The sequence below is a fragment of the Mucilaginibacter sp. P4_D1 genome (genome assembly GCF_056401935.1).
Genome location: NZ_JBFUIJ010000008.1, coordinates 96505 through 118486, shown reverse-complemented (window position 1 = coordinate 118486; position 21982 = coordinate 96505). Strand labels below are relative to the sequence as shown.

The following is a 21982-nucleotide window of genomic DNA, read 5'->3' as shown; positions in this document are numbered from 1 at the left end:
GAAGATTTAACACCGCTTCAAAACAAGTCGCGCAAAGCGGCAATCACAATAGCCTTTATCGGCGTGTTTGTATGGGCAATTAAAATTTTGTTTTTGTAAACCTTTGGCCATAGCAAATGCAGCACGAAACAACTAATAATACTAAGGTGAACGAAACATTTGGGGAAAGGCTGCTGCGCCAAAAGTTTTCAAATCCTTTTGTGCTTATATTTTTAGTACTGGCCGCTTTGTTCGTAAGCGTTGTGGTGTATAAACTTGGTATTATTGGCGCTGGTGCTATCATGGCAATTGTAATAGGCCTGCCCGTTTTAGTTGGCATTGTTGCCTATCCAAAATTTGGGATAACGATACTAATAGTTGCATCATTTTTTATTAGCTACATTTCTGAATTTTTGCCTGCCCAGGTGCCAATAGGCACCTTGCTGGATGCTATTACCTATTTGCTTATCCTGGGGTTTTTTATTAAGCAAAAAAGCGAAAACGACTGGAGTTATTTTAAAAACCCTATTAGTGTATTAATTATAATTTGGCTTGCATACAATATGATTGAGGTAGCTAATCCAGCTGCTGCATCTGTGCTGGCCTGGATTTATACGGTACGTACGGTTGGCTTTATCATGCTCATGTACTTTGTGTTTGTTTATCATATACGTACGGTTAGCTTTATTAAATATTTGTTTAAACTGTGGCTCCTGCTCGATATTATTGCCGCCGTTTCGGCCTTTCAACAGGAAAAATTTGGTTATTTATCTTTCGAAAAAAAATGGCTCTATTCTGACCCCCAACGGGTAAGTTTGTTGTTTATAAATGGGCACATGCGCAAATCGGGCATCTTTTCCGATCCCGTTACGTTTTCCTATAACATGGTTATAGGTGCGCTGCTTTGTATTGCACTTATCATGAGTAATATTAACATCCGCAAAAAAATAATTTTGGGATGTATAGCCATTTTTTTTCTTACGGTTCTGCTTTATTCAGGAACCAGGGCGGCCTACGTTTTATTACCGGCATCGTTACTTATTTTGGCCGTACTGAATTTTAACCGCAAGGTACTTATAGGAACCGTTACGGCTGGTTTAATGCTTGCTTTTTTGATTGTAATGCCTACATCAAACCCGGCAATAAAAAGGTTCCAGTCTGCTTTTAGCCCATCCAAAGATGCATCCTATAATGTGCGGGCCGAAAATCAAAAAAAAATAAAGCCATATATATTGTCTCATCCGATAGGTGGCGGGCTTGGATCGGTCGGGATCTGGGGCCGCCGTTTCTCCCCCAACTCTATGCTTGCCAAATTCCCACCCGATAGCGGATATGTACGGGTGGCGGTAGAGATGGGCTGGATAGGCCTTCTTTTATTCTGTACCCTGTTTTTTGTGGTATTAAAAAACGGTATCAATTCCTTTTTTCTGATAAAAAACCCCAGAATCAAAAACTATTGTATGGCCATGGTACTGGTTATATTCGCCTTTAACATCGGCAATTTTCCGCAGCAGGCCATTGTACAATACCCATCCAATATTATTTTTTACTTGTCTATTGCCATTATTGTTGCCTGCATGCGGTTAGACCTTGAACAACAAGCCACAACGACGGGTAATAATACAGAAACCACAGCATTAACCGAATGAATTGAGCCGATGTCGATAATAACCACTATAAAAACAAACCCGAGGTTAAAAAAGTTAGTCCACTGGATGCTGATACCAACCGGTGAATCGAGGCCCCGGCGTTGGGTGCGCTGGTTTATTACGCCGTTTTATTATCCGCGGGGCAAGGGGGCTATTGTAAGGTATTATGCACGGCTGGATATTTTTCCGTTTAACAAATTCTCGTTAGGCAGCAAAAGTATTATCGAAGATTTTGCAACCATCAACAATGGCGTAGGCGACGTTATAATAGGCAGCAATTGCGGCATCGGCATCAGCAACGTTATTATTGGCCCGGTTACTATTGGCAATTATGTAATGCTGGCGCAAAACATTGTTATTTCGGGCTTAAACCATGGTTACGAAGATATAAGCCTCCCTCCCAGGGCACAAAAAGTGGTAACCAGGCAAATCATCATTAATGATAACGTATGGATTGGCGCCAACTGCGTAGTTACTGCGGGCGTAAATATTGGTAAACATGCAATAATAGGTGCAGGCAGTGTTGTTACAAAAAACATACCTGATTATTCAGTAGCGGTAGGCAATCCGGCAAGAGTCATAAAAAGATATAATTTCACAACAAATTGCTGGGAAAAGGCGTAACAAAACAAACCATGCCGTTTATTAAAAAGCTTATCAATAAGCATACACTTTCCCTGGCAAGCAATGCAATTATGCCGGTTTTGGGCATGGCCATACTGGGTGTAATGGCGCGGCATCTCTCTAAAGGCGACTTTGGTGATTATATATTTTTCCTTGTTGTATTTAACCTTGCCGATACGTTCAGAACAGGTTTTCTGCAAACGTCGCTCATAAAATACTATGCCGGGGCCAACATCGAAAGAGCATCCAATATAGCTGGATCTGCCTGGTACATTGGTTTAGTTATAGTGCTCATTTTTGGTTTGGGCAATCTGTTATTATTTTTCATTCTTTCGTATACCGGCACAAGCCCCAACATGTTTCTTATAACAAAATGGCTTGGCATCGTTTACTTATGCTCGCTTCCAACAACAATAACAATATGGATACTACAGGCCCAGCAGCGTTTTGACAGGCTTTTTTTAGTACAGTTAATTAACCAGGGCGGGTTTTTCCTGTTCGTGTTACTGCTTATCGTATTCCGCCAAATCAGTTTACAAAATTCAATTTATTGCTACTGCCTAAGCAGTGTTATCAGCAGCCTGTTCACCATTTTTATCGGATGGTCAAAAATCAAAACACTGGGCAACAGAAGCTGGGCTTCAATAAAAGACATGGCCCATTTTGGCAAATATAGCGTTGGCACATCAATCAGTTCATACCTGTTGCGCAGTTCAGATACAATTATTATTAAAATGATGTTCCCCACAAATTTGCTTGGTGTATATTACATTCCGCAAAGGCTAATGGAGATATTTGAGATTCCTTTAAGGGCCTTTATTGCTACAGCATTGCCTGTGATGTCTTCGGCGGTACACCGCGAGGATAAAAAGCAGGTATCGTATATCATGAAAAAATATGCGGGAATGCTTACCCTCGCCCTAATACCTGTAGCTGTCCTATCCTTTTTATTAGCCGATTTTGTTATCGGTTTATTATTCGGCATCGGTTATCAGCACTCTGATGCAGGCAATATTTTCCGTATATTTATGTGCTTTGTAATGCTGCTTCCAATTGATAGATTTTTTGGGATAACCTTGGACATTATTGGGAAACCCCAATTAAATATGATAAAGGTTTTTATTATGCTGACAGTTAATGTAGTTGCCGATTTTACAGGTATATTCATTTTTCACAGTTTATACGGTGTTGCTATAGCATCCATTTTTACTTTCTTTTCGGGAGCCATTTTTGGTTATTGGGCGCTAAAAAGGCACTTACAGTTTTCTGTTAGGGATATGTTTTATTTAGGGTACCTTGAACTGAACGAGCTTATCAGCACCGGATATAAAAAGATGAGGAACAGATAAACAAGCAATTTCCGTATGGAGCTCAGGAACCGCAATATCATCATATTTTCACAAATGCAGTTTGATGGCCGCCTGGAATCAACAAACTATACCTTGGCAAAATACCTGGCAAAAAACAATAAAGTATACTATGTTGACAGGCCCTTTACCTGGCGCGATTATATGATGTATAAAAATACGCCGGCTTTTAAAATCAGGAAGCCGCATTTCTTTTCACCTCCCAACAGCATTATTCAGACAGAGATACCCAACCTTAAAATAGTGATTTGCCCGCCGGTGCCATCCATTAATATGTTACCCGAGGGGAAAATATATCGCCTGGCTGTTAAAATGAATGAATTAATAGTTGCCTCGCGGGTAAAAAAAGTAATAAAACAATTTAGCATCGACGATTACATTTACATCAACTCGTACAACTACACCTACCCCAACTTTCATAATTTAATAAAGCCATTACTAACGGTTTACCATTGCGTCGATCCGCTGATAGAGGTTTACCAAACCAGGCATGGTTTAATATCCGAGGATATTGTTGTTAAAAACGTAGACCTGGTAATTTGCACCAGCAATGAATTAAGGAACAAAAAGCTTAAGTTAAATCATAACACGCACCTTATTCCAAACGCGGCAAACATCAACCACAGCCAAAAAGCGCTTGATCCTGAATTGCCTGTAGCTGCTGTTTTATCGGGTATCGGCAAACCAATAATAGGGTATTTTGGTAACATCGAACGCCGCGTTGATTACAACTTGCTCAAAGAATTATTAGATCAAAATCCCGACAAGAATTTCGCTTTTGTAGGCCCGGTGGATAATAATTACGCGGATATGTCGGTATTTGAACGGCCCAATGCCTTTTTAACAGGAGCAGTGCCTTATGAGCAAATGCCCGCAGTTTTAAAAGGTTTTGATGTAGCCATTATCCCATTCAAAAAAGATGAGGTAAGCAGTTCTATTTTCCCCCTGAAGCTTTTTGAATACCTTGGCTCGGGCAAACCAACGGTATCATCCAATTTTAATACCGATTTAAAAGAATTTACAAAAGATACGGTTGCTTACTGTAAAACTGCCGAAGAATTTACCATTGCCATAAACGAGGCTTTAAAGGACACGCCTGAACTACAGAAAAAAAGACTTGCAGTGGCTGCCGAAAATACCTGGGAGCACCGCGTTATTGAAATAGAAAAACTTTTGGCATTAAATTTAAAGCTAAAGCTTAAAGCGATAAATCAATAATAACGCAACTTTTTTATTAAAATACAGTAAAAGTTATAAAACATAATAAACAATGGAGATCATCAAGTTTATTGCTTCGGTAATCATGTGGGCGGCTTTTATATACCTGGGAATATATTGCCTGTACCTTTTTATCTTCTCGGTTTTAGGGAAGTTGGTACCTATAAAATATCCTCCCGCTGCTACTTCATTAAGCAAGTTTGTTATCTACATCTGCGCTTATAAAGAAGATGAAATTTTATTGAATTCTGCGGCAAACGCGTTAACGCTTGATTACCCTGCCGACAAATTCCATGTATGTGTGATAGCCGATTCGCTTAAGCCCGAAACTTTGGTAAAGCTAAGGCAAATGCCATTGCAGGTTGTTGAAGTGTTTTTTGAAAATAGCACCAAATCAAAAGCGCTGAACAAAGCTATTGAAAATACGGTGCCCGGATTTGATGCAGCGGTAGTTTACGATATTGACAACGTTGCTGCGCCCGACTTTTTGTACCAGATAAACAACTACCTGCAGGCAGGCGAAAAGGTGGTACAAGGCCACAGGATAGCCAAAAACAGTAATACCAATGTAGCAGTGCTTGATGGCATAAGTGAAGAGATTAACAACCACATTTTTAGGAAGGCGCAACGGGTATTTAATCTTTCGGCGGCTATTATAGGCTCGGGAATGGCGCTGGAATATAACTTATTCAAAACAACCATGGGCCAGATTGATGCTGTTGGAGGCTTTGATAAACAAATGGGGCTGATACTTACCCGCCAGAAAATTGGCGTTGCCTATGCCGAAAAAGCCTATGTATATGATGAGAAGGTAAGTAACCCCGAAGTATTTAAAAAACAACGTAAAAGATGGCTTTCGGCCCAGTTTAACCTGTTGCGCAAATACGGCATGAGCGGCTTTAGCGAATTATTTTTGCGAGGTAATTTTGATTATTTTAATGAGGTTTATCAAACTGCTATACTGCCCCGTGTGCTCATGCTTGGTTTAATGCCGTTTATGTTGGGCATATCTTTAATAATACCAGGTATTTGTCCCGCCTGGCAATTATGGCTGGCTGCAACCTGTTGCTGTTATATTGGTATTTTGGTTGCAATACCGGGTCAGTTTTTTAACGGCAGGTTACTTATCGCTGCTTTAAAACTGCCATTGATTTTTTTTACTATGTTATTTTTATTATTTAAACTTAAAGGAGCCAACAAAAAATTTATTCATACACCACACGATCATACAACATGACCAAAGCTCAATAAAAACTACTGGGTTATTTTTTGAAACCTCTTCTTTAAATTAAGGAAAGGGGTTTCATATGCATAAAATGATAGTGAGGCCAGTGCTATTGTGCAAGCAATTGTAAAGCAATAAATTATTATGTTTTGAACTACCAGGTTTGCCGACTGCATATATTTTTCTGTGATAAAAAGTATCAGGAATAACGGAAACTTGTGCAATAGGTAAATACCATATGAAATTTGCCCTATAAACTTCATGCTTTTACCCTGCAACGAGTAAATGCTTGTATTTGTTTGACATAAATTTACTATCAGCAGCGAAGATAATATAGAAAGTATTACATCGCCATGCGCAATATAATGGTTAAGGTAAAAAGCGGTAAAAATAATAAAGGCAAGCAAAATTAGTACCTGAAAATATTTATTAAACATCAGATCAAAAAGAGACTGCAATTTAAATTTAACTGTTGGGTGCTTAGTATTAAAATATAAAACAGCTACCACAGCCCCTATCATCATATTATCAAAACGGGCGTAATAAAAAAACTCATTAAATGTTTTCCAGATAAACCATTCATGAGGCAAACGCACAACAACAACGCCAAGCGTCCATATAAATAAAATGAAAACAAGCAACGTATAAAGGATATGTGAAATTTTCTTTATCCTGAAAAAATGTGGATGAAAAATATAAAATTGCTCTTCGGTACCTATAGACCATATGGTATCAAATACTACAGGCAGCAAGTGTAAGCAAAATGCAAGGTTGGGTAAAAACAATAAAGACAACCACAAAGCCTTGGTTGAACCCTCATGAGGATAAACAAAGAAACCTACAAAAACCGTAAGGAAATATAGTGGCCATATCCTTAGCGTTCTTCGGATATAAAAGTCTTTAAAATTTATAGCTGTAAAATTTCTCTTTTCCTCAAGCAACAGGTATGTTATTAAAAACCCGCTTAACGAGAAAAAAACAGTTACGCCAACTCTTCCGAAATTTAAAACATTTAAAAAATCAAGCCGTTTAAGATGAAAATCAACCTTGTGAAGTTCAATATGGCATACTAAAACCATTGAGGCTGCCAAGGCGCGTATACCATTTAAATTAGGAAAGTAGAGCTTCTTTTTACTGTTTAAAGTCGGCGTTTTGTTTAGTATATCATTCATATTTAAAATTCACAAAACATTTTTAAGCAATATACGCGAATATAGCCATAATATATTTAGGTAATCTATCTTGTAAATAGCGATTTATTATAAAAATGCAATTTGTTTTATTAAACTAAATAGTTAACTTTTGTAATTGTAAATCGCGCTAAACAATTATGTGTGTTATCTATAAATGAAAAAAGTTTCTATTATAACCATAAACTTTAACCAGCCGGCAGTAACCGAAGAGTTGCTATCGTCCATAGAAAAAACAAACACCTATGCCAGCCTGGAGATAATTGTGGTTGATAACGCCAGTAAAACAAACCCAGTTCCCGGTTGGCTGGCAAAATACCCCCATATTAAATCCATCCGGTCGGATGCTAACCTGGGCTTTGCCGGGGGTAACAACCTGGGTATTAAACATGCCACGGGCGATTATATTTTCCTGGTAAACAACGATACCGAATTTACGCCTGGCCTTGTAAGTGAATTGGTAACTATTTTAGAGACACATGATGATGTGGGCATTATCTCGCCCATGATAAAATATTACAGTGATAAAAGTTTAATTCAATATGCCGGCTATACGCCTATGGATTATTACACCTGCCGTAATAGTTGCATCGGGCTAAAGCAAAAAGACCAGGGGCAGTTTAACCACATCACAGGCCCAACAGCCTATTGCCACGGTGCAGCTATGATGATTAAAAAAGAAGCTATTGACAAAGCCGGGCTCATGGCCGAAAATTTTTTTCTGTACTATGAGGAGGTTGACTGGTGCGAGATGATCAAAAGAGCCGGCTACCAGGCCTGGGTGAATACGGATGCGTTGATATATCACAAAGAATCTGTATCCGTTGGTAAAAAGAGTAAGCTTAAGGAGTATTTCATGAACCGTAACCGCATCCTGTTTACGCGGCGTAATGCGCCCGGCTACAAAAAGATAATCTTTTTTATTTATTTCCTGGTACTGGTGGTGCCGCGTAACCTGATAGCTTATATTAAAAATAAAAACTACGATTTTATACCCATGCTTTTTAAAGCAATCTGGTGGAATTTCACCCACTCAAAAAACAGCACTAACTTAGGTTACCCTATAAAAACCATAGCATGAAAATAATTTTACTGTTAAGCCTTTTTATTGTGTTTTATACGTTTGCAGGATACGGCATCCTGCTATACTTTATTATAAAACTAAAAAGAATGGTGAGGGGGGCCAAAAAACCTATAGCCGAAGATTTGAGCGTTCTCCCAACCTGTACGCTGGTTGTGGCCGCCTATAACGAGGAGTTTTTTATAAAAGAAAAAATAGCCAATAGCTTACTGCTCAATTACCCGGCAGGTAAATTGAAAATAATTTTTATAACCGATGGCTCGTCTGATAACACTCCGGGCATCATTGCGGGGTACCCCCAGATCCAGCTTTTGCATCAGCCGCAGCGCGCCGGTAAAATAGCTGCCGTTCATCGGGCTATGGAGTTTGTGGATACAGACGCCGTTGTTTTCACCGATGCCAATACCTTTTTGAACAAAGATGCGCTAATAAAAATCTGCAGGCATTACACCGATCCTGCCGTCGGCGCGGTGGCCGGCGAAAAACGCGTGCATTTTGACGAGAATGCCGATGCAAGCGCCGCCGGCGAAGGTTTTTACTGGAAATACGAATCGGCCCTTAAAAAATGGGATTCTGAATTATATTCTGTTGTTGGTGCCGCCGGCGAGTTGTTCAGTGTAAGGCGTTCGCATTATTTGCCGGTACAGGCAGATACGGTATTGGATGATTTTATGATATCTATGCTGATTGCCGAAAAAGGGTTCCGCATTGTTTATGAACCCGAAGCCTACGCTACCGAAACCGCATCTGAAAATGTATCCGAAGAGTTAAAACGAAAAATACGCATAGCAGCTGGTGGCATCCAATCAATATTGCGGCTAAAAAGTTTGTTTAATCCCTTCCCCTACCCAATACTGTCGTTCCAGTACATCAGCCACCGGGTATTGCGATGGACAATTACCCCCTTCCTGCTCATCCTATCGTTTGTGCTGAATATTGTCCTGGCTTCAGAACCCGGCGCAACGGGGTCGCAGCTGCTGTTGTTTGCGCAGGTATTATTTTACCTGCTGGCATTTTTGGGCTACATCATGGAAAAGAAACAATTACGGGTAAAAATATTGTTTATTCCCTATTACTTTTGTGTGATGAATTATGCTGTTTTAGCCGGTATCATCAGGTATTTTACCACTACACAAAGTGCCGTTTGGGAAAAAGCACAACGCCGGCAATAAAAATTATCATGTTGGCATACCTGCCGGAAAATTACCACCATGAAGCAAATTGAAGTGCACATTGAACTATTAACAAATATTTTATGGCAGCCCTCAACCGATTGCAGTTTTAAGTTAAATAGTGATGTTGACATTTGGCGAATTTATATCCCTTCGTATAAAGACCAAACTGCACACTTTCTAAATCTCCTGCAGCCCGATGATATTGTACGGGCAAACCGTTATGTACAGGAAAAAGATCGGATTCGGTTTATTATCAGCAGGGCGGCATTGAGGGAAATAATAAGCAGGTATATCAATCAACCGGCAAGGGATATCATCTTCGGCAGCGGCCCAAATAAAAAGCCATTTATTGCGGGAGCTGATTTGCGGTATAATGTATCCCACTCGGCAAACTGGGTATTAATAGCGATTGCAAAAACCGATGTTGGCGTGGATACCGAAACAATAGATGCCTCGTTTAATTTCCAATCCATACTGGAAGATTATTTCAGCCCCGCCGAAATTAGTTTTATAAATGATAACCCGGAAAATTTCTTTTTGTTGTGGACACGAAAGGAAGCCCTTACCAAAGCCACCGCCCAGGGCCTGGATGAGAACCTCAAACATATCCCCTGCCTCGACGGCATGCACATCACCAACACTACTATTTTAAAAACCGACAAAAACTGGTTGGTAAAAAGCTTCAAAACCGATGCTGAAAACCTGGGAAGCATAGTGTGTGAAAAAACCATTCAAAAGTTGCATTTTTTTGAAATAAACTTGTCAAAAAATGTATGATTTGTGTGGTTTTTTTGTTGCTTTTGTTTGAACTATTTACCTTTAAACAACCCGTATTTTAATATGCAGTAGATAGCCCTTACGCCATCCTTCCACCCTATTTTCTTGCCTTCTTCATAAGTACGGCCATAGTAAGAAATACCCACTTCGTAGATCCTGATTTTGGGTACCCTTGATATTTTGATGGTAACTTCGGGCTCAAATCCAAAGCGTTTTTCGGTAAGGGGGATAGCCTGTATCAACTTGGTATCAAATAGTTTATAGCAGGTTTCCATATCCGTTAGGTTAAGATTGCTAAACATATTTGATGCAAAGGTTAACCACCTATTACCTATGGTATGCCAAAAAAACAATATGCGGTGCGGGTTGCTCCCCATAAACCTGGAGCCGTAAACAACATCGGCAAAACCGTTTACTACGGGCTTCAGTAAATCGTTGTACTCGGACGGATCATACTCTAAATCAGCATCTTGTATTATAAGATATTCACCAGTTGCTTTTGAGATACCGGTATGCAGGGCTGCCCCTTTACCTTTATTTACATCGTGCTTAAAGTACTGGATATTAACATCCGGGTTGGATTGCCGGTATGAATTAATGGCAAACTCTGTATTGTCCTTTGAGCAATCATTTACAATAATAATCTCTTTTTGAATTTCATTGGTGAGGTTAACCGCTTTAATTTTATCCAAAATTAAGTGTATGGTATTCCCTTCGTTATAAGCCGGGATAATAATTGAAAGTTTTTGAATGCCCATTATATTGTTTATCAAAAAATCCGCTTCCGGATATGGTAGTGATATAAAGCTTAGTTATATCTTTATTGAAAATATTACTTAATGCAAGCTGTATTAAAACGAATAAAAACTTACTTAAAAAAACCAAAATTAATATTTCTGCTTGTATTCCTGTTCGTTTTAACCGTGTTGTTTTGGTTTTGTTTGCCAAAGCCACTATTTAAAAGCCCTACCTCATACGTAATTGACGATAATCAGGGCCAATTGCTGGGGGCATCTATCGCCAAAGATGGCCAATGGCGCTTTCCCTATAGTGACAGCGTACCCGAAAAATTCAAGCAATGTATCATGGCCTTTGAGGATAAACGCTTTGAGCATCATCCCGGTTTTGATGCGCTGGCTTTTGGGCGGGCCATCAAACAAAACCTCAGCTCAAAAAAAATTGCCAGTGGCGGCAGTACGCTTACTATGCAGGTGATAAGGCTGGCTACCAAACACAAACGCAACATCTGGAACAAGCTGCTGGAGATTTTTATGGCTCTACGGCTCGAGCTCACTTACAGCAAAAAAGAAATATTGGCCCTTTACACCAGCAACGCGCCATTTGGCACCAACGTTATTGGCCTGGATGCCGCCTCCTGGCGCTATTTTGGTCGTAGCCCCGATAAACTATCCTGGGGCGAAATGGCCACAATGGCGGTATTGCCCAATGCGCCGTCATTAGTGCATCCCGGCAGGAACAGGCAAACATTGGTTAATAAACGGAACAGGCTGCTTAACCGGCTATTTAAGCAAGGCGTCATCGACAGTATAACAGCCGAACTGGCAAAACTGGAACCCGTACCGGAAAGGCCCATGCCGCTGCCGTCCCTTGCTCCGCATTTACTGCAGCGCTTTAAAAACGATTACGATGCCAAGCCAATGGGCGATACCCGTATTCGTACAAGTATTCGTTCGGGCTTGCAGCAACAAGTCAATGATATTTTGGAGCAACATCACCAGGTTTTAAAGGCGAACGACATTAACAATATCGCCGCTATTGTGCTGGATGTTGAAACCGGCGAAACGCTTGCTTATGCCGGTAACATTACCCATCATGAAGACCCGCAAATGGAAAGCGATGTAGATGTAATTGACGCCCCCCGCAGCCCCGGAAGTACGCTAAAGCCACTGTTGTATGCTTCGGCWATGCATAACGGGCTGATATTGCCTAACAGCTTACTGCCGGATGTGCCTACACTGATAGCCGGTTATCACCCGGAGAACTTCGATATGGGGTATGACGGTGCTGTACCTGCCTCGAAAGCCCTGGCCAGATCGCTTAACGTACCTGCAGTAAAACTACTGCAGCAGTACAAATTCGAGAAATTTTATGATTTCTTGCACAAAGTTGGCATCACCACCCTAACCAAACCGGCAAACCATTATGGTCTATCATTGATATTGGGCGGCGGCGAAAATACGCTTTGGGAACTTACAGGTGCTTATGCGGATATGGCCAGGGTGCTTAATCATTATGATAAATACAACGGCAGCTACGATCCAGAGGATTTTCACAACCCTGTTTATGGCAAACAGGATATTAAGAAACCCGAACTTGAAAAATCAGGCTTGCTTGATGCCGCTTCTATTTATTGCACTTTCCAGGCCATGGAAGAAGTAATGAGGCCGGGCGAAGAAATGCTGTGGCAGCAATTCAGTTCGAGTCAGCGCGTGGCCTGGAAAACGGGAACGAGTTTTGGCTTCCGGGATGGTTGGGCCATTGGTGTTACCCCAAGGTATGTAGTGGGTGTTTGGGTTGGTAATACCGATGGCGAAGGGCGGCCTGGTTTAACCGGTATTAACGCCGCTGCCCCTGCCCTGTTCGAGATTTTCAGATTGCTGCCCGCATCAAAAGACTGGTTTGCAATGCCAACCGGCGAAATGGTAAAAATTGACGTGTGCAGGCAAAGCGGCTACCGCGCAGGCCAGTATTGCCAGGATATTGACCAGGTACTGGTACCTAAAACCGGCTTAAAGGCACCTGTTTGTCCTTATCACCAGCTTATTCATCTATCTGCCGATGGCCAATACCAGGTAAATGGTAATTGCGAACCACCGGATCAAATGCTTAACAAAAAATGGTTTGTGCTGCCACCATCCATGGAGTATTATTATAAATCCCGCAATTACCAATACCATGCACTTCCGCCGTTCCGGGCTGACTGCGCCCAGACGGAGAATGGGAATACAATGGAGGTGATTTACCCCAAAGATGGCGCAAAAATATACATCCCCCTTGAGGCCGATGGTACACGCGGACGGATGATTTGTAACGCGGCGCACCGCTTACCGGGCATGAAAATATTCTGGCACCTGGATGATCAGTATATGGGTATTACCAAAGATTTCCACCAGATGGCTTTAAACCCACCGCCGGGCAAGCATATCCTTACCCTGGTTGATGGCAATGGTAATACCGTTAATATTGGATTCGAGATATTGAGTAAGTGAGTAGTGAGACTTATTTCTGCGAAATAATAAAAAGAGAGGCCTTACACCCAACGTTTTTTGTGATTGATACGATGATGCAATAAAGAACATTAATCAGCTAAAAAAATGAAAAACTTAACTTACACAGTACTTATTTTATTACTTGCGTTCCTCACTATTTCGGGATGCACCAAAATTTCCGATCCGGCTAATAACGGGAAAATTGTAGCCAGTAAAACCGAAGTGAAAATAAACGAGCCAGATTCGCTGGTCTTAGTAGGTGCAAGCGCAACCGATTCTGTCCATTGGTCTGTTGCCCCGGCTGGCTTCAATATCCTTACAAGTTCTAATAACGCGTCGCGCATTGTTTTTACCAAATCCGGAAATTACACAGTTTCTGCAACAAAATTGGGTGCCTTGCCGGCAAGCATATCAATTAAAGTGAGCACGGATTCTGTCGTAACCACACCCGACACCGCAAAAATCGTTCAGCTTACCGGCGATCGGTTAACTATGAGTCCTGGAATTTATTTTAACGCCAAGGGGGATAGTCTTGGATTTGATTTTAACGTAACCACTGCCAACAGGTACTGCGCCAGTGGTTTACTCAAATACAACCAAAGTGTTGATGTTAATAATAATTTCAACATCGATTTTCTGTATGTGCAAGAGCCTAAGGTTTGCAAGAGTACCAATGATATACCGATGGTTGTAAGTCCGTTGAGGTTTTACCAAAAATACGAGGTAAATGGTACTTATCCGTTAAAGGTTACGCTTAATGGCAAAGTTTACACGGGTAGCATTGTCATAACTCCGGCTCAAGTAATTTTTAATTGGAATTATACATCCGGAGTACTAATACCATTTAAAACCTATAACAGATCATCTAATACATTCCTGCATTAATTCTTTAATAACCGACTGATCCCAGAAAAGATCGGTCGGTTATTAAAGAATAAAAATATTAAGCCTGTTATAATATTAAAAAATATTATTGTTTTTACCCAACGTTTCATGACTTTTACCCGAAGAGCATTTTACGTGCACACATATGTGTGATTTTTTTGAATGAATCTACCCAAAAAACAGGCTGAAAAACTGGTAAACGGATGCATTGATAACGACCGAACGGCGCAGGAAACTTTGTATAAGCTGTTTCATGCCGATATGCTTCGTGTATGCTATAATTACCTCCCCGACAAGCAGCTTGCCAAAGAGGCTTTTAATACAGGCTTCCTGAAAGTTTTTCAATCGATAAAGACTTTCGATACAGAAAAAGGAGAGCTTGGTGGCTGGATCAGGAAGATCATGATTTACACCGCTATTGATCTATGTCGCAAGGAATTAAAATTCAACACAACAAATACAAGCGAACTGGATCCGGATGAACATTTTATTTCACCGTTGGTGCTGGAGAAGCTTTACTTTGAGGACTTACTCCAAAACATCCGCACTTTGCCTTTTGCCACCCAAACCGTTTTCAATTTATCAGTTTTAGATGGTTTTAGCCACAAAGAGATTAGTGAACAATTGAATGTAAGCGAGGGCACTTCCCGCTGGCATTTAGCCGAAGCAAAAAGAAAATTAAGAGAATTACTTGAACCATCAATAAGCAGCATCCGGCCAAAAGAAAGGAGTGAAAAAGCAAAATGAAAAACTCACTAAACTACCTTAAACTTTGGCAGCAAAAGCGTAGCGAATTACCTGTTAATGACAGCGCCCAGACAGACTGGCTGCAAATGCAAAACCTCCTGAATTTACATTTACCGTCGGCGGCACCTCATGATATTCCGCAAAGCGATAAAGTACTTAAGGCTTCAAAAATTATAAAAGCAGCTAAAGGATTTAAAGCACTTGTTTTACTTGTATCAACAACGGCTACTTTCGTTACCGGCGTGTACACATACAGTCACTTCCATAAAATCAAGCACAGCGAGCCTGATAATGGGATCAAAAAACACATAGCACATGTAATTGCCGACAGTTTAAAAACTATTGATTCATTAAACCAGGCCGATAGCACAACTTATGGGGTCAACAACCCGCCGCAAATCAAATCCACCCCGGCAAACGCCGATAGCTTAGCTAATAATAACATGCCGGATAGCGGGTTGACCGGTAAAAATGTGCCGGTAAACAAAAATACCGGCATCAAAGCAAGTACCGGAAATTCTGTTTCAAATAAAAATTCCGGGCCATATGGTATATTAAAAGGAGGCAAAAACACAGGCACTTACACACTGGCAAATAGCCAAAACACAATGGTAAACCAACCCGATCAACATGGCCATGCAGCAAATAGCGCCCAAACTTTATATACAGGTAACAGGCAGCCATTGGGCGGCACTATGCCAACAAGCACCCCAAATGGATTAACCCAGGGCAATAGTAACTATAAACCATCTGTATTGTCTGTAACCTTTCAAAAATCATACTCCAAGGTATCTGGCATTGATAGTATTCAATCTGATGTCAATAATTATTTCACCAAACCGGCAATCAATAAGATCTTAAATTCCAACGCGAAGGGAAACAATGGAATACTAAAGCAAACTTCGGCACGTGTAAACGAAATCGTTGGCAAAATCACTAAATCGTCTCCAGATCTTTTAAAACTAAAAGCAGGTCAAAAACCTAAAAACGGTAAACAGGAAAAGGTTGTAAAAGCTAAACTATCGGCCCCCTTTAATTTTGATTGGGGCCTGCTTGCGGGCGTAAATGCATCTGGCAGCTTTACAACCCAAAAACAAAATAGCAATTTTTATGGCAGCCTGCCCGTCGATCTGAATTTCGGGCTTTATGGCACTTATCATTTTAATGATCGATGGGCTATAAATGTGCAAGCCAAGGCCCTTAACCCACAAAAAATCAGCGGTTCCTATACCCATGCAAACGGTGCAAAAGCCGATAGCGGCGCTGTAGATTCGGGAAAAACCATCCGGGTAACAGATAGCCGTAAGGCATATTTTGTAAGCGTGCCTATTCAATTGGTTTACAAGCTTAATAATTACCTGGGTTTAAAAGCAGGCCCCGTTATAAACATACCCGTTAAGCAAATTACCGGCACCACAAGCTTTACACCTTTGGCTATAAAAACAGACACACCTTATTATACATCGGTAAATAACCAATTAAAGAGTACCCGGTATGTTCCTGCTATCAACGTTGGCGTATCAGCCGGTGTAAGCCTGCAATATAACCGGTTTAGTTTTGAGGCTACCTATTTAAAAAGCATAAGCGGTTTCAAAGTCTCGTCGGACTTTGGGAGCTATAAATCAAACCCAGGCACTGTACAACTCACCGTTGGTTTCCAGTTAAATAAACCCCCAAAAAAATAAGGTGGCTTTAAAAATTACAAACGTATAACCTAAAATACCCTGCCCAAAACCTGCCAGACAAAAACATTCATTATATTGCCTGCATAATTAAAACGTGGCATGCTTGAACATTATGACCTACATAATTTACTAGTAATCGACATTGAAACCGTGCCTCAATATGGTACGCACAATGAGGTGCCGGAGCATTTTAAAAAGCTGTGGGAGTTGAAGACCCAATACCAGCGTAAGGATGAATCTGCCGAAGATTATTACGGGCGTGCAGGCATCTGGGCCGAGTTTGGTAAAATAGTTTGCATATCTGCCGGCGTTTTTACCAAAGGAAAAGAGGGTGTTGGCTTAAGAGTGAAATCATTTGCCGGGCATGACGAAAAGGATTTATTGGGCCGGTTTTCGAGTTTGCTATTTAGCCAGCCGGCTAACTTAGTTTTGGTGGCGCATAATGGTAAGGAGTTTGATTTTCCTTACATCTGCCGCAGGTTATTAATAAATGGTTTGCCATTTCCCCCTCAACTCCAATTGGCAGGTAAAAAGCCATGGGAAATTATTCACCTGGATACTATGGAACTTTGGAAGTTTGGCGATTACAAAAACTACACATCCTTAAATTTACTCACCGCCATTTTTGACATCCCCACCCCAAAGGATGATATTGACGGCAGCATGGTAGGTCATGTTTACTGGAACGAAAACCAGCTTGATCGGATTTGCACTTATTGCCAAAAAGATGTGGTTGCCACCGCGCAACTGATAAGGCGTTATCGTGGCGAAGATTTAATAAAAGATGAGATGATAACAATAGTCGGCCAATAATGCTGAAAGTAAAAAACCTGGAGGTTAGCTTTAAAACAGCAGATGGCTTATTTAAGGCTGTAAAAAACATATCGCTTAATTTACAAAAAGGCGAAACTATCGGGATAGTCGGCGAATCCGGTTCGGGTAAGTCTGTTACATCGCTTGCTTTGATGCGGCTTTTAGATGCCGATAAAACTGTTATCAATGGCGATGTGCTTTTAAACGATGTAAGTTTGTGCAAATTATCGGAAGCCGATATGCGCCACATCAGGGGCAACCGTATGGCCATGATTTTTCAGGAGCCCATGACCTCACTCAATCCGGTGCTTACCTGCGGCTTCCAGTTAACCGAGGCCATCCGGCTGCATTTGGGTTTAAGCAAGGTTGAGGCCAAAAAGAAAACTATCGAACTTTTTAACGAAGTACAACTGCCCCGCCCTGAAGCAATTTTTGATAGCTATCCGCACCAAATTTCAGGTGGGCAAAAACAAAGGGTGATGATAGCTATGGCCCTATCCTGCAATCCGGAGATATTAATAGCCGACGAGCCAACTACTGCGCTTGACGTAACGGTACAAAAAACAATTATTGAACTGCTGCTCTGCCTTAAAAAAGCTCGCCAGATGAGTCTCATTTTCATTTCGCATGACCTGGGGGTTATTAAGGAAATTGCCGACCGGGTAATGGTGATGTATAAAGGCGAAATTGTTGAAGAGGCCAATACGCCCGACTTATTCGATCATCCCAGTCACCCATACACTAAAGGCTTATTAGCATGCAGGCCTTCACCAAATCAACATTTAAAGAAACTGCCGATAGTTGCCGATTTTTTTGATGCAGAAAATATCCAAAACAAATCGGCGGTCACTATAGAAAACATCAGGACCTTGTATCATTATCCTGAAACTGAAATAAAAGCAAGAAGGATAGAACTTTATAAACAAGAACCTTTATTGAAGATCGGCCAACTCTCAACCTGGTTCCCGGTTAGTACGGGCCTGTTGGGTCTGTCAAAAAAAGTGGTTAAAGCGGTAAACAATGTAAGTTTTGAAGTTTACCCAGGCGAAACACTTGGCCTGGTTGGTGAATCGGGTTGCGGAAAAACAACATTAGGTCGTACCATACTAAGATTGATAGAGCCCACAGCCGGTAATATCAGTTTCGAAAATACAGATCTGGGGAGCTTAAAAAAGAATGAACTACGTGAGGTACGCCGCAATATCCAAATCATTTTCCAGGATCCTTACTCGTCTTTAAACCCTAAATTAACCGTCGGTCAATCCATCATGGAGCCTTTGCAGGTGCACCAGTTTTACGCCAATAATACCAAACGCAAAAAACACGTTTTAGATTTACTGGAACGTGTAAATCTGTTACCAGAACATTTTAACCGTTACCCCCACGAGTTTTCAGGAGGCCAGCGGCAACGTATCGTGATAGCACGGGCGCTGGCGCTGCAGCCCAAATTTATCATCTGCGACGAATCAGTGTCGGCGCTTGATGTATCTGTCCAGGCACAGGTGCTTAACCTGATCCGCGAATTACAGCAGGAGTTTAAACTTACCTATATCTTCATCTCGCATGATCTTGCCGTTATTAAACATATATCCGACAGGATGATGGTGATGAATAAAGGCGAGATCATTGAAACAGGTTACCCGGACGATATTTATTACAGGCCAAAGGACGAGTACACCAGGAATTTGATTGCATCGATTCCGCAGGGGTGATARCAAAGGCAAACGCATCTAAACTGGGTTAATATAACTTAACACATTTCAGCTATTTAATTTATAAATATCTGATAATAAACATTTTATAATTTAACATGGTTAACATTCAACTAAGATTTCGCGCAATTTAGCTAATCGATATTTTGCACTTGTTGTTGGTCAAAACATTGCCAAATTCTTACTATCTTAAGTTGTGCAGCCTATCAATCCAAAAATTTGTGAAATTAGATTAAATTTAGCCGGATTGGCATGCATTCGTGTCTAACTCAAAAAATGGGCTCCTGTCGATTGCCCAAATTCACAACCTCAGATTCAAAATCAATTTCCTTAACCCTGTCTTTTTCGTCTTCTCCCCCAAACACCAAAATTCCGTATCTTAGCACAAATACTTTTGTATGTCTAAAAAAAAGAAAAATAATTCTTCTATCGTTCAGGTACTTACCCAAATGGTACTTGATGTATTTGAACAAAACGGCAATACGCCACTTAATTATAAACAGGTTTCTGCAAAATTAAACGTCCGCGATCCCGAATCGCGCGAAATTATATTTGATATTCTAAAAGACGAGGCTTTTAAATCGGTACTTAAAGAGGTTTCGCCAGGCAAGTTCCAACTTCTTGAGTTAAAAACATTTATGGAGGGCCGTGTCGATCTGACGAACGACGGTTCGGCATTTATAGTTACTGACGATGAATTGGAAAGCGACATTTTTGTTGCCCCACGCAAGCTTCGCAATGCTTTACATGGCGACCGTGTTAAAGTTTACGTATACGCCATCAGTAAAGGCAAACGTAAAGAAGGCGAGATCATTGAGATATTGCAGCGCGCCAAAATGGAGTTTACCGGAATTGTAAAACTATCTGAGCGTTTTGCATTTTTCATCCCGGACGACCGTAAAATGATGCATGATATTTTTATCCCGATGAGCGAGCTAAACGGGGCTAAAAACGGGATAAAAGCAGTTGCCGAAATTACCGACTGGCCGGCTGAGGCCAAAAACCCCATTGGCAGAATAAAACACATTTTGGGTGCACAAGGCGAGAATGACACCGAGATGAACGCCATCCTTGCCGAATATGGTTTTCCGTTATCCTTCCCGGCCGAGGTTGAACATGAGTCGGAAGAGATATCGGATGTGATCACCAAAGAGGAAATTGCCCGCCGAAGAGATTTCAGGGATATTACCACATTTACTATCGACCCCTTTGATGCCAAGGATTTTGACGACGCATTATCGTTTAAAATACTCGAGAATGGCAATTACGAAGTTGGTGTGCATATTGCTGATGTATCGCATTATATAGCACCCGATTCTGCCCTGGATAAAGAGGCGTTCGATCGTGCTACTTCTGTGTACCTGGTTGATCGGGTTATCCCGATGCTGCCCGAGCGCCTTTCAAATGGCCTGTGCTCGTTGCGCCCTAAAGAAGAAAAGCTATGCTTTTCGGCAGTTTTTGAACTGGACGAGAATGCATTTATCCAAACCGAATGGTACGGAAAAACCATCATTTACTCTGACAGGCGCTTTACTTATGAAGAAGTTCAGGAAGTAATTGAAAGCAAAGAAGGTGATTTTAAAGACGAGATTCTTAAGCTAAATGCCTTGGCTTATAAACTGCGCGACCGGAAATTTAAAAATGGCGCCATCAGCTTTGAAACTACCGAAGTTAAATTTAAGCTTGATGAAACAGGCAAGCCCATTGGAGTTTATGTAAAAGAACGTAAAGATGCCCATAAGCTAATTGAAGATTTTATGCTGTTGGCCAACCGTAAGGTGGCCGAACATGTAAGCAAAATGGGTAAAGGCAAGCACAAATACACATTTGTTTACCGTGCGCATGATTCCCCTAAACCCGATGCCCTGGCCAATTTTGCACAGTTTGCGGCCCGGTTTGGGTATAAAATAAATACTAAATCAGATAAAGAAACTGCAAAATCGTTAAACTTCCTGATGGAGGATGTAGAAGGTAAAAAAGAACAAAACGTACTTACCCAACTGGCCATCAGATCGATGGCTAAGGCGATATATACTACAAAAACCAGCAGCCACTACGGCCTGGCGTTTGATCATTATACGCACTTTACCTCCCCTATTCGCCGGTACCCGGATGTTATGGTACACCGCCTGCTGTTTCATTATTTAAACGGCGGACAATCGGTAAATGCAGAACATTACGAAAAGCTATGTTCCCATAGTTCGCAAATGGAAAAAAAGGCAGCCGATGCCGAACGCTCATCTGTTAAATATAAACAGGCAGAATACCTGCGCGACCAGGTTGGCAATACTTTTACGGGTATTATCTCGGGAGTTACCGAGTGGGGTATGTATGTCGAGATCATCGAAAATAAATGTGAGGGCATGATTCGCCTGCGCGATATATCCGATGATTTTTATACTTTGGACGAAAAAAACTATTGTATCATCGGTCAGCGTAAAAAGAAAACTTACCAGCTGGGCGATGAGGTAAAAATCAGGGTTAAAAATGTTGATTTGACCAAGAAGCAAATTGATTTTTCGTTAGTGCAGGATTGATATTTTAGGTGAGTGGTTGATTGGGGTGATTAGGAGAGTGGTTGAATTTTTAACTCGATCAACTTAATCCCACTCAATCAACTTAATC

17 protein-coding genes are annotated in these 21982 nt (G+C 41.0%); 15 read left to right on the top strand and 2 right to left on the bottom strand.

Going from position 1 to position 21982, the window contains the following annotated elements; all coding sequences use genetic code 11:
- Nucleotides 1-116: 116 nt before the first annotated feature.
- The 5 genes from AC1DV1_RS10100 to AC1DV1_RS10080 are packed head-to-tail and all read left to right on the top strand — an operon-like array spanning nt 117 to nt 6074.
- Nucleotides 117-1628 (top strand): O-antigen ligase family protein, encoded by a 1512-nt coding sequence (locus tag AC1DV1_RS10100; protein ID WP_477358337.1) that lies wholly within the window; start codon nt 117-119, stop codon nt 1626-1628.
- Nucleotides 1629-1637: 9 nt separating this feature from the next.
- Nucleotides 1638-2252: an acyltransferase gene (locus AC1DV1_RS10095; protein ID WP_477358335.1), complete on the top strand. Its 615-nt coding sequence runs from the start codon at nt 1638-1640 to the stop codon at nt 2250-2252.
- A gap of 11 nt (nt 2253-2263) precedes the next feature.
- Complete coding sequence (locus tag AC1DV1_RS10090; protein ID WP_477358332.1) at nt 2264-3601, top strand: oligosaccharide flippase family protein; 1338 nt, start codon at nt 2264-2266, stop codon at nt 3599-3601.
- Nucleotides 3602-3616: 15 nt separating this feature from the next.
- Nucleotides 3617-4837, top strand: coding sequence for a glycosyltransferase family protein (locus AC1DV1_RS10085; RefSeq protein ID WP_477358330.1), 1221 nt, complete (start codon nt 3617-3619; stop codon nt 4835-4837).
- Nucleotides 4838-4889: 52 nt separating this feature from the next.
- Nucleotides 4890-6074: a glycosyltransferase family 2 protein gene (locus AC1DV1_RS10080; protein ID WP_477358328.1), complete on the top strand. Its 1185-nt coding sequence runs from the start codon at nt 4890-4892 to the stop codon at nt 6072-6074.
- A 17-nt stretch (nt 6075-6091) separates the two neighbouring features.
- Here the strand turns inward: AC1DV1_RS10080 and AC1DV1_RS10075 are convergent, their stop codons facing one another.
- Complete coding sequence (locus tag AC1DV1_RS10075) at nt 6092-7234, bottom strand: acyltransferase family protein (protein WP_477358326.1); 1143 nt, start codon at nt 7232-7234, stop codon at nt 6092-6094.
- A gap of 175 nt (nt 7235-7409) precedes the next feature.
- Between AC1DV1_RS10075 and AC1DV1_RS10070 the strand changes: the two genes are divergently transcribed.
- Genes AC1DV1_RS10070 through AC1DV1_RS10060 form a run of 3 tightly spaced genes read left to right on the top strand, consistent with a single transcriptional unit; the run spans nt 7410 to nt 10285 of the window.
- Nucleotides 7410-8333, top strand: a complete 924-nt coding sequence (locus AC1DV1_RS10070) for a glycosyltransferase family 2 protein (protein ID WP_477358324.1) — start codon at nt 7410-7412, stop codon at nt 8331-8333.
- On the top strand, nt 8330-9505 hold the full coding sequence (locus AC1DV1_RS10065) for a glycosyltransferase family 2 protein (RefSeq protein ID WP_477358322.1): 1176 nt from the start codon (nt 8330-8332) through the stop codon (nt 9503-9505). The genes AC1DV1_RS10070 and AC1DV1_RS10065 overlap by 4 nt, the downstream gene beginning before the upstream one ends.
- Nucleotides 9506-9544: 39 nt before the next feature.
- The gene (locus AC1DV1_RS10060) at nt 9545-10285 is read left to right on the top strand and encodes a 4'-phosphopantetheinyl transferase family protein (protein WP_477358320.1); all 741 of its coding nucleotides are present in this window, start codon (nt 9545-9547) and stop codon (nt 10283-10285) included.
- 32 nt (nt 10286-10317) lie between these two features.
- On the opposite strand, the gene AC1DV1_RS10055 is transcribed toward AC1DV1_RS10060, so the two are convergent.
- Entirely contained in the window at nt 10318-11043 is a 726-nt protein-coding gene (locus tag AC1DV1_RS10055; RefSeq protein ID WP_477358318.1) for a glycosyltransferase family 2 protein, read from the bottom strand.
- An 81-nt stretch (nt 11044-11124) separates the two neighbouring features.
- Between AC1DV1_RS10055 and pbpC the strand changes: the two genes are divergently transcribed.
- The 7 genes from pbpC (at nt 11125) to rnr (ending at nt 21894) form a co-directional block, all read left to right on the top strand.
- Nucleotides 11125-13515, top strand: a complete 2391-nt coding sequence (pbpC, locus tag AC1DV1_RS10050) for a penicillin-binding protein 1C (RefSeq protein ID WP_477358316.1) — start codon at nt 11125-11127, stop codon at nt 13513-13515.
- Between the two features lie 105 nt (nt 13516-13620).
- On the top strand, nt 13621-14400 hold the full coding sequence (locus tag AC1DV1_RS10045; RefSeq protein WP_477358314.1) for a hypothetical protein: 780 nt from the start codon (nt 13621-13623) through the stop codon (nt 14398-14400).
- A 162-nt stretch (nt 14401-14562) separates the two neighbouring features.
- Complete coding sequence (locus tag AC1DV1_RS10040) at nt 14563-15147, top strand: RNA polymerase sigma factor (RefSeq protein WP_477358312.1); 585 nt, start codon at nt 14563-14565, stop codon at nt 15145-15147.
- Entirely contained in the window at nt 15144-16832 is a 1689-nt protein-coding gene (locus tag AC1DV1_RS10035) for an outer membrane beta-barrel protein (RefSeq protein ID WP_477358309.1), read from the top strand. The genes AC1DV1_RS10040 and AC1DV1_RS10035 overlap by 4 nt, the downstream gene beginning before the upstream one ends.
- Before the next feature lie 99 nt (nt 16833-16931).
- The gene (locus tag AC1DV1_RS10030) at nt 16932-17645 is read left to right on the top strand and encodes a 3'-5' exonuclease (RefSeq protein WP_477358307.1); all 714 of its coding nucleotides are present in this window, start codon (nt 16932-16934) and stop codon (nt 17643-17645) included.
- Complete coding sequence (locus AC1DV1_RS10025) at nt 17645-19357, top strand: ABC transporter ATP-binding protein (protein WP_477358305.1); 1713 nt, start codon at nt 17645-17647, stop codon at nt 19355-19357. Before AC1DV1_RS10030 ends, AC1DV1_RS10025 begins: the two co-directional genes overlap by 1 nt.
- 398 nt (nt 19358-19755) lie before the next feature.
- Nucleotides 19756-21894: a ribonuclease R gene (gene rnr, locus AC1DV1_RS10020; RefSeq protein WP_477358303.1), complete on the top strand. Its 2139-nt coding sequence runs from the start codon at nt 19756-19758 to the stop codon at nt 21892-21894.
- Nucleotides 21895-21982 lie beyond the last annotated feature (88 nt).